The organism is Streptomyces sp. NPDC001606, from assembly GCF_053596835.1.
Map to the genome: position 1 here is coordinate 278,535 of NZ_JBSFHC010000003.1, position 14,108 is coordinate 292,642.

Sequence of the window (14,108 nt, forward strand, 5' to 3'; positions counted from 1 at the left end):
ACCGGAAGGCGGACGGACGCGGCGCGCGTCCGTCCGCCTTCCGCGTCCGTTCGGGTCCTGCTTTCAGGCAGCCTTCGCCTTCGTGGCGTACATGTCCACGTACTCCTGTCCCGACAGCCGCATGACCTCCGCCATCACGGAGTCGGTGACGGCCCGCAGCACATAGCGGTCCCGGTCCATCCCCTCGTACCGGGAGAACTCCATGGCCTCGCCGAACCGGACGGTCACCCGGCCGGGCCGCGGAATGCCCCGGCCGCCCGGCTGGAGCTTGTCCGTGCCGATCATCGCGAAGGGAACCACCGGCGCGCCGGTCATCAGCGTCAGCCGCGCGATACCGGTACGGCCCCGGTAGAGCCGGCCGTCGGGCGAGCGCGTGCCCTCGGGGTAGATGCCGAAGACCTTGCCCTCCTCCAGGACGCGTCGGCCGGTCATCAGCGCGGCCACACCACCGTTCGCGCCGTCCCGGTCCACCGGGATCATGCCGACACCGGTGAAGAACCACGCCATCAGCCGGCCCTTGAAGCCCTTGCCGGTGACGTACTCGTCCTTGCCGATGAAGTACACCTGCCGCTTGGTGACCACCGGCAGCACGATCGAGTCGATGAAGGTGAGGTGGTTGCCGGCCAGGATGACCGGGCCGTCCCCTGGGATGTTCTCCGCACCCTCCACCTGTGGGCGGAACATCAGGCGCATGATCGGTCCGAGCACTGCCTTGATGAGCGCGAAGCGGGACAACGGGTCCTCCGGTGCCGAGGGTGCGATATGAGTCTGTGCAGGTGAGGACATTACTCGCGGGCCGGTGGGTAGCGCACATCGGGTGCGGCCGGTTCACCGAGGTCTTACGAACAGTTGACGCTGCTTTACCTGCGGTGGCGTCCCGGAAACGGTCCGTCGCACCGGCGTGCCCGATGTGACGGAGATCGCCCCGACGGCGGCCACCCGGGCGACGGGCCGTCATCTCCCGCCGTCCACCGGCCACACGGCGTCAGCCGTGTGTTCGACACGGTGTCTCCCGTCCGTCATGTGGACACCCCTACGATCGCCCGGCAGTGAAGAGCAGCGGAGCGGACGGCAGGAGGCGCTCATGGACGGCGACCGGACGGACGAGCGGACACAGGGGACGGGACGGCGGGCACTGCTCGGCGCCGCGGTGCTGGGGGCGGGCGGAGCGGTCCTCGGACTGCCGGGCGCAGTCCAGGCGGCAGGCCGCCGCACGGGCCGCGGGCTGAAGGGGCTGCCGGTGCCGACGATCATCGGCCACCGCGGAGCCAGCGGCTACCGCCCCGAGCACACCTTCGGCTCCTACAACCTGGCCCTGGACCTGGGCGCGGACGTCGTCGAGGCCGGTGACCTGGTGCCCACCAAGGACGGCCATCTGGTCTGCCGTCACGAACCGGAGATCGGCGGCACCACGGACGTCGCCGAGCACCCCGAGTTCGCCGGCCGCAAGACCACCAAGGTGATCGACGGCGCCACGGTGACCGGCTGGTTCACCGAGGACTTCACGCTCGCGGAGCTGAAGACGCTGCGCGCCGTCGAGCGCATCCCCGCCAACCGGCCGCACAACACCCTCTACAACGGGCGCTGGGAGATCCCCACGTTCGAAGAGGTGCTGAAGTGGCAGGACGAGCAGACCCGCAGGCGCGGCAAGCAGGTCTGGATCTACCCCGAGACCAAGCACCCGACCTACTTCCGCAAACTGGGCCTCGGCCTGGAGGAGCGGGTGGCGAAGCTGCTGCGCAGATACGGCAAGGACGGCCGGAACGCGCCGGTCATCCTCCAGTCCTTCGAGCCCGGCAGCATCCAGCGGCTCAACCAGCTGGTCGACAACCCGCTCGTGGTGCTGCTGTCCTCCGCCGACAGCCGCCCCTACGACTTCGTCGAGGCGGGCGACCCGCGCACCGTCGCCGACCTGATCACCCCCAAGGGGCTGCGGGAGATCGCCGGTTACGCGCAGGGCATCGGCCCCACGCTGGACCTGGTCGTGCCGAAGAACGCGGACGGCACCCTGGGCGAGCCCACCACCCTGGTCTCCGACGCGCACAAGGTGGGTCTGGTGCTGCACCCCTGGACCCTGCGCAACGAGAATCCCTTCCTGCCGGCCGAGTACCGCAAGGGCAGCGCGGCCGACGGCTACGGCGACCCCTTCGGCGCCTTCCGGACCTACTTCGCGACCGGCATCGATGGCGTCTTCACCGACAACGCCGACACCGGCGTCCTGGCCCGCGCCGACTTCCTGGCGGGCTGAGCCCGCCCGGGCCCTTCGTCAACGGTTCGACCCGTCGCACCTCGTTCGGAGTGACTCCGCGCCGCCCCGGAAACCCGCCCCCGGGGCGGCGCGTCGTTCCGCATATGACGCCCGACCTGGTAGCCGCACTGCATCCCCTGCTCACCGCCGAGGCCTCGGCCGAGGCATATGCGGCCGGGAGCGAGCCGCGCGACCTGGAACAGGCGGTGTGGCTCCGGCTGCTGGAGCGGCTCCAGACGCACGGGCCGCCGCTCGATCCGCAGGGCTGGCTGCGCCGGGCCGTCCGGGCCGAGGCGCGCCGCAGCCGCCGTACCGCCCGACTCGAACGGCCGTACGGCACCGAGCCGGCCGACGACGCGCTGCCCGGACCCGAGCAGGCCGTGCTCACGGCCGCCGGGCGCCGGGCGCTGCGGGACACCGTCCGCCGGCTGCCCGGCCGCTGCCCCCGCCTCCTGGAGGCCCTGCTCTCCCCGCGGGACCTGACATACCGGGAGATCGCACGGGAGTTGGGTATCTCACAGGGGAGCCTCGGTCCGGAACGCTCCAGATGTCTGGCATGTCTGCGCCGATTGCTCACACCGGAGGTTGCGGCCCGCGAACTGCGGGGATAGGAGTGGGGGACGACAGGTGATCAGGTGAGCGGGAGGCATGCGCACATGGGCATGAGCGTGACCATCTCGGAGGCGACCGAGCAGGACACGGAGCAGATCTTCAAGCTCCAGTACCTGTGCTTCCAGAGCGAGGCGGCGCTGTACGGCAACTACCGCATCGACCCCCTCGTCCAAACCCTCGACTCGGTCCGCCAGGAGGTCGCCACCGACTGCGTCTTCGTCGCCCGGCTCGGTGACGAGGTGGTCGGCTCGGTGCGCGGCAAGGTCAACGAGGACGGCACGGCCGCGATCGGCAAGCTCTGCGTCCACCCCCGCCTCCAGGGGCACGGCATCGGCGCCCGGCTGCTGCGCGCGGCCGAGGGCGCGCTGGCCCAGGAGCGCGGCGCCACCCGCTTCCGCCTCTTCACCGGCCACCGCAGCGAGGGCAACCTGCGGCTGTACCGCCGCGTCGGCTACGAGGCCGTCGGCCGCTCGAAGGGCACCGACGGGGTCGAGATGGTCATCCTGGAGAAGCGGGCGGGAGCGTACGCGGCCACGGCGTGACACCGGGCGGGGGCGCGGGGCGCGAGCCTCAGGCGCCCCGCTCCTTCCGCGCCCTGCGCAGCCAGTACATCGCGGACAGCGGCAGCAGCACCGGGATGAAGACGTATCCCATGCCGTAGTCGGACCAGACCGTCGCGTCCGGGAACGCCGACCGGTCGACCAGCGTCCACGTGCCCACGATCAGCACGCCCGCCAGCTCGACGGCACAGCACACCAGCGCCGCCCGGCGCGCCGTCTCCCCGCCCCGGACCAGCGTGTACGTGATGAACCCGTACACCACACCGGCCACCGCCGACAGCGAGTAGGCGAGCGGTGCCCGCTGGAAGTCCGTGCTGATCTGGTACGCCGAACGCGACACCGCGCCGACCACCATCACGCCGTAGAACCACACCAGCAGCATGCCCGGCCCGCTGATCAGCCGGGTCGGCTTCTCCTCCACCGCCGTCATCTCAGCCTCCCCAGATGTCGTAGAGCCGTACCTCGAGAACGGCCAGCACCACGCCGCCCGCCGCGACCGTCACCGAACCCCAGCGGGTGCGCTCGGCCAGTGACATGAAACCCGCCGCCGGCACGCACGCGAACGCGCCCAGCAGATACGCCACGAAGATCGTCGTGCCCTGCTCCGGCTTCTCGCCCCGTGCCAGCAGCACGATCCCGGCCACCAGCTGGATCAGGGCCAGCAGCGACACCACGGCCATGCCGATGAAGTGCCAGTCCTTGGTCGGCTGGTCGCGGTGGGCGGCCCAGCCGCACCAGGCGGCGAGCAGCAGCGCGGCGACCCCGGTCACCAGCGTCAGGACAGTGAGCATGCGGTGACCCTATTACGGCCGAATCGGACTCCCGCCGCCGACCCCGCCGTACGCGGCCGCCGTGGCGTTGGCCACAGCCCCTCGTGCGGAGGGGCGGGAGGCGATCCGGTGGTGGCGGAGGCGTCGGCCCTTTCCGTGCTGGTCACCGGAGGGGTCGCAGGGCTCCCCGGCCGCCGCCGACTTCTCGGTCTGCGGTGTCCGCCGCTGTCCACTATGCGGACAGTTTCGACCGGTCAGCAGCGTCCGTCTGGTTTACTGATCGCATGACCACGACGAGCTGCCGCACCCTTGCGACCGAGGCGACCACGACGCCCGGTGCTCGTTGTATGTGTCGCGTGATGCGCCGAATGTGCGCCTTCTAGAGGGCCCCCGCATCATCTAGGCCTCGCGCCCCGAAGCGAGAGCCGCGGCAACTCCGTGCGCCACGAGCCGTACCGGACGCACATCTTCCGCTGTGCCGCCTCCATGCCAGAACCGCATGCATCCGTGCCCGGGCACACCCACGCCCGCGCACTCGACAGTGACGGAAATCCAGTGATCACCACATCGGGCCTGACCAAGGTCTACCGCTCCCGCGGCCGCGAGGTCACCGCCCTCGACGGCGTCGATCTCCACGTCCGCGAAGGCGAGGTCTACGGCGTCATCGGCCAGTCCGGCGCCGGTAAGTCCTCCCTCATCCGCTGCGTCAACCTGCTGGAGCGCCCCACCTCCGGCACCGTGACCGTCGACGGGCAGGACCTCACCGCCCTCGCCGGACGCGGCCCGCGCGCGGGCCGGGAACTGCGCCGGGCGCGCAACCGGATCGGCATGGTCTTCCAGCACTTCAACCTGCTGTCCTCGCGGACCGTGCAGGACAACGTCGAACTGCCGCTGGAGATCCTCGGCGTGTCCGGCAAGGAGCGCTCCCGCAAGGCGCTGGACCTGCTCGACCTGGTCGGTCTCGCCGACAAGGCACGGGCCTACCCGGCCCAGCTCTCCGGCGGTCAGAAGCAGCGCGTCGGCATCGCCCGCGCCCTCGCCGGCGACCCCAAGGTGCTCCTCTCCGACGAGGCCACCAGCGCCCTCGACCCGGACACCACCCGGTCCATCCTCCAGCTGCTGCGCGACCTGAACCAACAGCTGGGCCTCACCGTCCTGCTCATCACCCACGAGATGGACGTGGTGAAGTCGGTCTGCGACTCCGCCGCCCTGATGGAGCGGGGCCGGATCGTGGAGTCCGGCACCGTCAGCGAGCTGCTGGCCACCCCCGGCTCCGAGCTGGCCGCCGCCCTGTTCCCGGTGAGCGGCGAGCGGACCGGCGCCGACCGGACCGTCCTCGACGTGACCTTCCACGGAGAGGCCGCCACCCAGCCGGTCATCTCCCAGCTCTCGCGCACCTACAACATCGACATCTCGATCCTCGGCGCCGCCATCGACACCGTCGGCGGCCTCCAGATCGGCCGGATGCGCCTCGAACTCCCCGGCCGCTACGAGGAGAACGTGGTGCCCATCGGCTTCCTGCGCGAGCAGGGGCTCCAGATCGACGTGGTGGGCCAGGAGGCCGTACTGGTGAAGGAAGGTGCCAAGTGACCTGGTCCGAGATGCAGCCGCTGCTCTCCGAGGCGTGTTCCGAGACGTTCCGGATGGTGCTCTGGTCCACGCTGATCGCCGTCGCCGCCGGGCTCCCGCTCGGCCTCCTCCTCGTCCTCACCGACCGCGGCGGCCTGCTCCAGAACATCGTCGCCAACAAGGTGATCGGCCAGATCGTGAACGTCGGCCGGTCCATGCCCTTCATCATCCTGATGGTCGCGCTGATGACCTTCACCCGCTGGGTCACCGGGACCACCATCGGCACGACCGCCGCGATCGTGCCGCTCGCCATCGGCGGCATCCCGTTCTTCGCCCGCCTGGTCGAGACGGCCGTCCGCGAAGTGGACCACGGGCTGGTCGAGGCCGTGCAGTCCATGGGCGGCAACACCTGGACGATCGTCCGCAAGGTGCTCGTCCCCGAGGCGCTGCCCTCGCTGATCGCCTCCACCACCACCACGGTCATCGCCCTCATCGGCTACTCCGCCATGGCCGGCACGGTCGGCGGCGGCGGCCTCGGCGACCTCGCCGTCCGCTACGGCTACCAGCGCTTCGAGACCCAGCTGATGTGGATCACCGTCGCGATCCTCGCCGTCGTCATCTCCCTCATCCAGTTCGCCGGCGACCTCGCCGCCCGCTCGCTGCACAGCCGCGGCGGCCGCTCCGGCCCGGCACCCCGGCTCCGCCTGCTCAAGGCCAAGGAGCCGGCGGCGGCCGACGTCGACAAGGCCGCCTGAGCCCCCCAGGACTCCCCGTTCACCCGTACACGGGGTCGCACCACCCTTAAGGAAAGGCACTTTTCGTGCGTAACACCGCCAAGCTCACCACCGCCGTCCTCGCCGCCGGAGCCCTCACCTTCGGGCTGACCGCCTGCGGCTCCGGCAAGGACTCCGCCTCCACGGACTACAGCGGCCCGCTGGTCGTCGCCGCCAGCCCGACCCCGCACGCCGAGATCCTGGACTTCGTCAAGAAGAACCTGGCGAAGAAGGCCGGCCTCGACCTCGAGGTCAAGGAGTTCACCGACTACATCACGCCGAACACGGCGACCGAGGACGGCTCGGTGGACGCCAACTACTTCCAGAACCAGCCGTACCTGGACGACTTCAACAGCAAGCGCGGCACCCACATCGTGCCCGTCGTCACGGTGCACCTGGAGCCGCTCGGCCTGTACTCCCACAAGGTCAAGAAGGCCGACGCCCTCAAGAGCGGTGCGACCATCGCCGTCCCCAACGACGCCGTCAACGAGGCCCGCGCGCTGAAGCTGCTCGCGGACAACGGGCTCATCACCCTCAAGGCCGGCGCCGGCAACGAGGCGACCCCGCAGGACATCACCAAGAACCCCAAGAACCTCAAGTTCAAGGAGGTCGAGGCGGCCCAGACCCCGCGCTCCCTGGACGACGTGGACGCCGCGGTCGTCAACGGCAACTACGCCATCTCCGCCGGTCTGAAGCCCGCGAAGGACGCGATCGTCCTGGAGTCCGCGAAGAACAACCCGTACGGCAACTTCCTCGCCGTGAAGAAGGGCAACGAGAAGGACCCGCGGGTCAAGAAGCTCGCCAAGCTCCTCACCTCGCCCGAGGTCAAGAAGTTCATCGAGGACAAGTACCAGGGTTCGGTCATCGCATCCTTCTGACCGTCCTCCCGGCGGTCCCTCCGGCCGCCCGCCCGGCCGTCCCTCCGGCCCGGCTCGCACACCCGCGGGGTCCGCTCCTTCACAGGGAGTGGACCCCGTTGTGCGGTTCAGTGGTTTCATGCTGCATGCTGGGCAGTTCAGCGGGCCCGTCTCGGTCCTGACGGTGCCTCAAGGTTTTTCAGCGAAGGTTACGGAGCGGCGCATGACGAGCACCTTCCCCAACATCTCCATCAGCACGGAGCGGTTGGTGCTGCGGCCCCTCGACGAGGACGACGTGCCCGCCCTGACCGAGATGATGAACGACGAGCAGGTCGGCGCCTGGACCGGCGTACCCCAGCCCTACACCGAGGACCGGGCCCGCCGCTGGGTCACCCGGGACGCCCCCGCCGAACGCCTCGCGGGCCGCGGCCTCGACCTCGCCGTCGCCGAGTTCCTCACCCAGCGCCTGGTCGGCGTCGTCCGGCTCGCCAGGACCAACTGGCACGTGCGCTCCACCGAGATGTCCTACGTCATCGCCCCCTGGGCCCGCGGCGAGGGGTACGCCTCCGAGGCCGCGCTCGCCACCGCCCACTGGCTCTTCGGCGACCAGCGCTTCGAGCGCATCGAGCTGCGCACCGCGGCCGACAACACCGCCTCCCAGCAGGTCGCCCAGAAGATCGGCTGCATCAGCGAGGGCGTCCTGCGCAACGCCTGCATAGTCCACGTCCGCGCGGAGGACGGCACCTGGACCGAAGCCCGCTCCGACTACATCGTCTGGAGCCTGCTGCCGGAGGACCTGGAGGGCGCCGACGGGCAGCTCGCCGACACCGGAGGCTTCGCCTCCTACTCCGACTGGAACTGAGCCCCTGCACCTCCCCGGGGTACGCTCAGGGAGCCCGCACCCCTGACGACCTGCGAAGACCTGGAGAGAAACGACGATGGCCGACCGGGTCACGGTGATCGGCTGGGACGGCTCGCCGCTGACCGCCGCGGCACGCTCCGCCCTCGGCGCCGCCACGCTCGTGGCAGGCGCCGCCCACCACCTGGCACTGCCCGAGATCCCGCCCGCCGCCGAGCGCATCCGCCTGGGCAGCCTCACGCTCGCCGCCCGTCGCATCGCCGGCCACCGCGGCACCGCCGTGGTCCTCGCCGACGGCGACCCCGGCTTCTTCGGCGTGGTACGGACCCTGCGCGCCCCCGAGTACGGCCTGGAGGTCGAGGTCGTCCCCGCCGTCTCCGCGGTGGCCGCCGCCTTCGCCCGCGCCGGCATGCCCTGGGACGACGCCCAGGTCGTCGTCGCCCACCCGCGCACCCTGCGCCGGGCCGTGAACGTCTGCCGCGCCCACACCAAGGTCGCCGTCCTCACCGCACCGGGCGCCGGACCCGCCGAACTCGGCCTGCTGCTGGAGGGCGTGCACCGCACCTTCGTCATCTGCGAGGAACTGGGCACCGAACGCGAGCAGGTGACCGTCGTGACCTCCGAGCGGGCCGCCGACCACAGCTGGCGCGACCCCAACGTCGTCATCGTCATCGGCGGCCCGGCCGGCGCCGCCGACAGCGGCGGCTGGATCGCCGGCCGCGACCCCGGCGCCGGTCCGCGCGGCTGGGTCCAGCCCGACGAGGTGTACGGCCCCGATCCGGGCGAAGGCGAGACCGGACTGCTGCGCGCCGCCCAACTCGCCCGCCTCGGCCCCCGGGTCGGCGACCTCGTCTGGGACATCGGCTGCGGCAGCGGCGCGTTCGCCACCGAGGCCGCGCGCGCCGGAGCCGCCGTCATCGCCGTCGACGGCGACCCGCGCGCCTGCGCCCGCACCGACAGCGCCGCACGCCGCTTCGGCGTCCAGCTCCAGGTGGTGCACGGCAGCGCCCCGCAGGTCCTGGAGAACCTGCCGGAACCGGACGTCGTACGGGTCGGCGGCGGGGGAGCGGCCGTCGTCTCCGCGGTCGCCGACCGGCGCCCGCAGCGCATCGTCACCCACGCGGCCACCCGGGACGCGGCCGAACTCGTCGGCCGCGACCTGACCGAGCACGGCTACCGGGTCGAGTGCGCCCTGCTCCAGTCCGTCGAACTGGACACCCGGGCCTGGACCGAGACCGAGCGGAACGTTGCGTTCCTGCTCAGCGGGGTTCTGCCGGATCGCGCCCCGTGATCCTGTTGTCGTACCGCGCGGGGTAGGCTGGCCGATCGTTGTACCGCACCGGCGGCCCGGAACTTCGTTCGCCAATGTCCGGAACGCACGCCCGTCTTGGGGTGGGTGTGGTACGGCAGAACCCGAGGACGCGCAACGTGGCGCAGTCCACAGCGGGCTGTCGCGGATCATGCTGTCGCGACGGCGGAACGGCCGGGACAATGCCACTGAATGGCTTTGTCGCCTTTTCCGGCGGCTCGTTCGTGCCGCTGGGCACGGACGCTCGTTCTTCACTACGGGGCGGTCGGTGCGCCGTCCCGGGTGAGCTGGTCGTAGAAGCACTAACCGATGGGCGAGGGGTACGCATGACGGACACCGGCCAGGTCCCGGGCGAGGGGCAGCCGGAGAGCGCAGGCATGGTGGAGCAGCCGGGCGTCCCCGCGCACGGTGCGTACACCTACCTCTCCGAGGCGCCCGCCGAGGACGAGGAGCTGCTGCTGCCGGGTGCCCAGGGCGCGTGGGGCAACGAAGTGCCGCCACCGGCCCCGGAACCGGTGCTGGAGGCCCTGCACGAGCCGGGCCCGCACGAGACGGCCGGCCGCGACAGCGGCTCGGTGGACCTCAGCGGTGTCCGGCTGCCGAACCCGAACCCGGGGCCCGCGTCCGTGCCGTCGTCGCCCATCCTCTCGGCGCCGCACGACGCGACGGCCGCCGCACAGCCGCCGCGCCGCCCGCTGCACCTCGGTCCGCCGATCCCCGACGCCTCCGCCAGCCCGGTCCGCTCCCTCGCCGACCGCGGCCCCGCCGGCGCGCCGGTACGGCAGCCCGGCCCGTCGCAGGCCGGCCCCGAGTACCTCGACGTACAGCCGCAGTCGCTGCATGACATGGCCCCGCAGAGCGCCGCCCCCTGGGGTGCGCCCCTGGCCGCCCCCGCACCGGCGGGCGAGCAGCCGCACGCCACCCTGGCGCAGGCCGATGCGCAGGTGCCGATGGCCGCGGTGCAGGCCGATGTGCAGGCGCCGGTCGCCGCGGTGCAGGCCGATGCGCAGGCCGATGTGCAGGCACAGCCCGACGCGGTGGCCCAGACCGAAGCGCAGCCGCAGGTCGCCGCGGTGGCCCAGACCGATGCCCAGGCACCGGCTGCCGAAACGGTTGACCCCGCCGCCGTTCCCGCGCCGGAGGCCGCCGCGGATCCGTCCGGTGCCGCCCAGGCCGCCGTCGCCCGCCTCGCGACCCAGGCGGTCGCCCAGCAGCCGGCCCCCGCCCAGCCGGAGTACGGCCACGACGGCGTGCAGCCGGTGCCCGGCCAGGACGCGGAGTACGCCGTACCGGCCGGCCAGGGCCCGCAGGACATGCAGCAGCCCGGCGCGGAAGCCGGCCTGCCGGCCGAGGGCGCCGTGGCGATGGCGGGCGGCCCGGAAGCCGCGCAGCCCGCCGACGCGTCCGGCCAGGAGACCGCGGTTCCCCAGGAGCAGCAGGCGGCTCCGGTGCAGGAGGCGGCGCCCGCGGACGCGGGGGCCGTGCAGGAGGCCGTGGCCGAGGCGGCCGTGGTCCCGGAGACCGTGGCGCAGGAGGCCGTGGTCGCCGACGCGCCGGGCGAGGTGACGCCCGGCCCGGTGGCCGAGGAGGCGCCGGCCACGGACGGCGCCGAGGTGTCCGCGCCCGCCCAGCCGGCCGCTGACGCGCAGCTCGCCGACCCGGCGCAGGCACCGGTGCCCGCAGCGGAACCCGTCGCCGCCGAGCCGGTGCCCGGAACGGCGGACGCGGTTGCCGCCGAGGCCGTCGAGGTTGCCGCCGAGACCGTCGCCGTTCCCGCCGAGGCCGCTGTGCTTCCCCCGGAGGCCGTCGCGGTCGAGGCCGCCCCCGCGCAGGATGCCCCCGCTCAGCTCGTACCGGAAGCGGCCGTGGAACAGCAGGCGGCTGCCGAGCCGGTCGCCCCGGAGCCGGTCGCCGTGGCCGCTCCCGTCGACGTACCGGCGCAGGTCGCGCCGGAGGTCGGTGCCGAGCAGCCCGTCGCCTCCGAGGACGTGCCGCAGCCCGACCCCGCGGCGGTCCCGGTCCAGCCGCAGGACGCCCCCGCCGCCGAGGCGGAGCCGGTCGCCGTCGCCGTACCGGACGCTCCTGCGGCCGCCCCCGCCCCGGAGGCCGGACTCGCCCCGGAGGCCGAGGTCCTCATGGTGGCGCCCGCGGTGAACGCCGTACCGGAGCAGCCCGTCGCCGATGGCACCGCCGCGGCGGAACCGCACCAGCCGCAGGGCCCCCAGCTGGCCGCCCCCGTCGCGCCGCAGCCCGAGCCGGCGGCCGTGGCCGCCGAGCCCCTGCCCGCGAGCGCGCCCGGGGCGGCGCCGGACGGTGCCGCGCCCGCCGCGCAGCCGGAGGCGCTGCCCGTGGAGCCCGCGGCCGAGCAGCCCGCCCCGGCCGCCGCGGAGCCGCAGCCGGAGCAGCCGCTCGCCCAGTCCGCGCCCATGGCCGCTCAGCCGGCGGCCCCGCAGCCGGTCCCCGCCCAGTCGCAGCCCAGCACGCCGCCCGCGCAGGACGCGCAGGAGCAGACGGGGCAGCCGGAGCCGGTGGCCACCGTCCCCGCGCCGCGCGAGGCCGAGCCGGACGCGCCGGCCGCCGAGCAGGCCCCCGTCGTCGTACAGCAGGCGGAGGACCTCCAGACCCGCGGCGCCGAGCAGGAAGAGGGCCCGGCCGACGCGGCGGAGGCACAGCGCTCCACCGGTCCGGCCGCGCCGCCCTACGACGAGGTCGAGCGCGCGGCCGTCCTGAAGGTCATGCGCGAGCGCCGCGACATCCGCAACGGCTTCCGCAACGACCCGATCCCGCACGAGGTGCTGCTGCGCGTCCTGGAGGCCGCCCACACGGCACCCTCCGTGGGCCACTCGCAGCCCTGGGACTTCGTCGTCATCCGCTCCGCCGACACCCGGCGCACGATGCACGAACTGGCGATGCGGCAGCGGGAGGCGTACGCCAAGTCGCTGCCCAAGGGCCGGGCCAAGCAGTTCAAGGAACTGAAGATCGAGGCCATCCTCGACACCCCGGTCAACATCGTCGTCACCGCCGACCCCACCCGCGGCGGCCGGCACACCCTCGGCCGGTACACCCAGCCGCAGATGGCGCCGTACTCCGCCGCTCTCGCCGTCGAGAACCTCTGGCTCGCGGCCCGCGCCGAAGGCCTCGGCGTCGGCTGGGTCAGCTTCTTCGACGAGCGCGAGATGGTCCGCGCGCTCGGCCTGCCCGAGCACCTGGAGGTCATCGCCTACCTGTGCGTCGGGTACGTCGACGAGTTCCCGGACGAGCCCGAGCTGATGCAGGCCGGCTGGTCCAAGCGGCGCCCCCTGTCCTGGGTGGTGCACGAGGAGACGTACGGCCGCCGCGCCCTGCCCGGAGAGGAACCCCACGACCTGCTTGCCGAGACCGTCGCACAGATCCGCCCGCTCGACGCCAAGGCGCTCGGCGAGGCGTGGGAGCGCCAGAAGCGCATGACCAAGCCGGCCGGCGCGCTGGGCATGCTGGAGATCATCTCCGCCCAGCTGTCCGGGCTGTCCCGGCAGTGCCCGCCGCCGATCCCGGAGCCCGCCGCCGTCGCGATCTTCGCGGGTGACCACGGCGTGCACGCCCAGGGCGTCACCCCCTGGCCGCAGGAGGTCACCGCCCAGATGGTGGCCAACTTCCTCGGCGGGGGAGCCGTCTGCAACGCCTTCGCCAACCAGGTCGGCGCCGAGGTGTGCGTCGTGGACGTCGGCGTCGCCGCCGACCTGCCCGCCACCCCCGGCCTGCTGCCCCGCAAGATCCGCGGGGGCACGTCCGACATGACCACCGGCCCCGCCATGACCCGCGAGGAGGCCAAGGCGGCCATCGAGGTGGGCATCGAGACCGCCCGCGACCTGGTGGCGGCCGGCAACAGGGCGCTGCTCACCGGTGAGATGGGCATCGCCAACACCACGGCGTCCGCCGCGCTGATCTCCGTCTTCACCGGCGCCGACCCGGCCGAGGTGACCGGCCGCGGCACCGGCATCAACGACGAGACGCTGGCCCGCAAGACCGAGGTCGTGCGGCGCGCCCTGGACCTGCACAAGCCGGACCCGGCCGACCCCATCGGGGTCCTCGCGGCCCTCGGCGGCTTCGAGCACGCGGCCATGGTCGGCCTGCTCCTCGGCGGCGCCTCGCTGCGTACGCCGGTGATCCTGGACGGCGTCAGCGCCGGTGCGGCCGCTCTGGTGGCCCGCGCGATCGCCCCCGAGGTCCTCGCGGCCTGCATCGCCGGTCACCGCAGCGCCGAGCCCGGCCATGTGGCCGCCCTCAACAAGCTCGGTCTGCGCCCCCTGGTCGACCTCGACCTCCGCCTCGGCGAGGGCACGGGCGCGCTGCTGGCCCTGCCGCTGGTGCAGAGCGCGGCCCGGGCGATGCACGAGGTGGCGACGTTCGACTCGGCCGGAGTCACCGAGAAGTAGAGGTCACGGGCTCACCGCAGGGGTGGTCCGGCGTTCCAGCAGCCGGACCACCCCGTGCCCGCACCCCTGCTCACAGCTAAAATCCGCACGTCAGGGCCGCTCCGACGCCGCAGCGCGCCCACCGCACCGCCCTGGA

General features: G+C 73.0%; 12 protein-coding genes. 9 read left to right on the top strand and 3 right to left on the bottom strand.

Annotated elements, in window-relative coordinates; genetic code table 11:
• Positions 1 to 63: 63 nt before the first annotated feature.
• Positions 64 to 786, bottom strand: a complete 723-nt coding sequence (locus ACWCV9_RS08815) for a lysophospholipid acyltransferase family protein (RefSeq protein WP_450785009.1) — start codon at positions 784 to 786, stop codon at positions 64 to 66.
• Between the two features lie 298 nt (positions 787 to 1,084).
• Between ACWCV9_RS08815 and ACWCV9_RS08820 the strand changes: the two genes are divergently transcribed.
• From ACWCV9_RS08820 to ACWCV9_RS08830, 3 genes are all read left to right on the top strand, one after another.
• Positions 1,085 to 2,248 carry a glycerophosphodiester phosphodiesterase gene (locus tag ACWCV9_RS08820; protein WP_450785011.1) on the top strand — a complete coding sequence of 388 codons (1,164 nt, stop codon included), beginning with the start codon at positions 1,085 to 1,087 and terminating at the stop codon, positions 2,246 to 2,248.
• Positions 2,249 to 2,352: 104 nt separating this feature from the next.
• A complete protein-coding gene (locus tag ACWCV9_RS08825; protein ID WP_450785013.1) occupies positions 2,353 to 2,859 on the top strand; it encodes a sigma-70 family RNA polymerase sigma factor in 507 nt (168 codons plus the stop codon).
• A 45-nt stretch (positions 2,860 to 2,904) separates the two neighbouring features.
• On the top strand, positions 2,905 to 3,402 hold the full coding sequence (locus ACWCV9_RS08830) for a GNAT family N-acetyltransferase (protein ID WP_450785243.1): 498 nt from the start codon (positions 2,905 to 2,907) through the stop codon (positions 3,400 to 3,402).
• A 28-nt stretch (positions 3,403 to 3,430) separates the two neighbouring features.
• Here the strand turns inward: ACWCV9_RS08830 and ACWCV9_RS08835 are convergent, their stop codons facing one another.
• A complete protein-coding gene (locus ACWCV9_RS08835) occupies positions 3,431 to 3,850 on the bottom strand; it encodes a hypothetical protein (RefSeq protein WP_385844443.1) in 420 nt (139 codons plus the stop codon).
• A 1-nt stretch (position 3,851) separates the two neighbouring features.
• A complete protein-coding gene (locus ACWCV9_RS08840) occupies positions 3,852 to 4,211 on the bottom strand; it encodes a hypothetical protein (RefSeq protein ID WP_385844441.1) in 360 nt (119 codons plus the stop codon).
• 534 nt (positions 4,212 to 4,745) lie between these two features.
• Between ACWCV9_RS08840 and ACWCV9_RS08845 the strand changes: the two genes are divergently transcribed.
• The 6 genes from ACWCV9_RS08845 (at position 4,746) to cobT (ending at position 13,972) form a co-directional block, all read left to right on the top strand.
• Entirely contained in the window at positions 4,746 to 5,780 is a 1,035-nt protein-coding gene (locus tag ACWCV9_RS08845; RefSeq protein ID WP_385844440.1) for a methionine ABC transporter ATP-binding protein, read from the top strand.
• Positions 5,777 to 6,514 carry a methionine ABC transporter permease gene (locus ACWCV9_RS08850; RefSeq protein ID WP_450785015.1) on the top strand — a complete coding sequence of 246 codons (738 nt, stop codon included), beginning with the start codon at positions 5,777 to 5,779 and terminating at the stop codon, positions 6,512 to 6,514. Before ACWCV9_RS08845 ends, ACWCV9_RS08850 begins: the two co-directional genes overlap by 4 nt.
• Positions 6,515 to 6,579: 65 nt before the next feature.
• The gene (locus ACWCV9_RS08855) at positions 6,580 to 7,410 is read left to right on the top strand and encodes a MetQ/NlpA family ABC transporter substrate-binding protein (protein ID WP_450785017.1); all 831 of its coding nucleotides are present in this window, start codon (positions 6,580 to 6,582) and stop codon (positions 7,408 to 7,410) included.
• A 202-nt stretch (positions 7,411 to 7,612) separates the two neighbouring features.
• Positions 7,613 to 8,251, top strand: a complete 639-nt coding sequence (locus ACWCV9_RS08860) for a GNAT family N-acetyltransferase (RefSeq protein ID WP_450785019.1) — start codon at positions 7,613 to 7,615, stop codon at positions 8,249 to 8,251.
• A 76-nt stretch (positions 8,252 to 8,327) separates the two neighbouring features.
• Positions 8,328 to 9,539: a precorrin-6y C5,15-methyltransferase (decarboxylating) subunit CbiE gene (gene cbiE, locus ACWCV9_RS08865; RefSeq protein ID WP_385844434.1), complete on the top strand. Its 1,212-nt coding sequence runs from the start codon at positions 8,328 to 8,330 to the stop codon at positions 9,537 to 9,539.
• A 344-nt stretch (positions 9,540 to 9,883) separates the two neighbouring features.
• A complete protein-coding gene (gene cobT, locus ACWCV9_RS08870) occupies positions 9,884 to 13,972 on the top strand; it encodes a nicotinate-nucleotide--dimethylbenzimidazole phosphoribosyltransferase (protein WP_450785021.1) in 4,089 nt (1,362 codons plus the stop codon).
• Positions 13,973 to 14,108: the final 136 nt, after the last annotated feature.

What these genes read in the sequence shown, in the direction of transcription:
- ACWCV9_RS08815 (WP_450785009.1), bottom strand. Translation starts at nt 786, where the DNA reads ATGTCCTCACCTGCACAGACTCATATCGCACCCTCGGCACCGGAGGAC.
- ACWCV9_RS08820 (WP_450785011.1), top strand. Translation starts at nt 1,085, where the DNA reads ATGGACGGCGACCGGACGGACGAGCGGACACAGGGGACGGGACGGCGG.
- ACWCV9_RS08825 (WP_450785013.1), top strand. Translation starts at nt 2,353, where the DNA reads ATGACGCCCGACCTGGTAGCCGCACTGCATCCCCTGCTCACCGCCGAG.
- ACWCV9_RS08830 (WP_450785243.1), top strand. Translation starts at nt 2,905, where the DNA reads ATGGGCATGAGCGTGACCATCTCGGAGGCGACCGAGCAGGACACGGAG.
- ACWCV9_RS08835 (WP_385844443.1), bottom strand. Translation starts at nt 3,850, where the DNA reads ATGACGGCGGTGGAGGAGAAGCCGACCCGGCTGATCAGCGGGCCGGGC.
- ACWCV9_RS08840 (WP_385844441.1), bottom strand. Translation starts at nt 4,211, where the DNA reads ATGCTCACTGTCCTGACGCTGGTGACCGGGGTCGCCGCGCTGCTGCTC.
- ACWCV9_RS08860 (WP_450785019.1), top strand. Translation starts at nt 7,613, where the DNA reads ATGACGAGCACCTTCCCCAACATCTCCATCAGCACGGAGCGGTTGGTG.
- cbiE (WP_385844434.1), top strand. Translation starts at nt 8,328, where the DNA reads ATGGCCGACCGGGTCACGGTGATCGGCTGGGACGGCTCGCCGCTGACC.
- cobT (WP_450785021.1), top strand. Translation starts at nt 9,884, where the DNA reads ATGACGGACACCGGCCAGGTCCCGGGCGAGGGGCAGCCGGAGAGCGCA.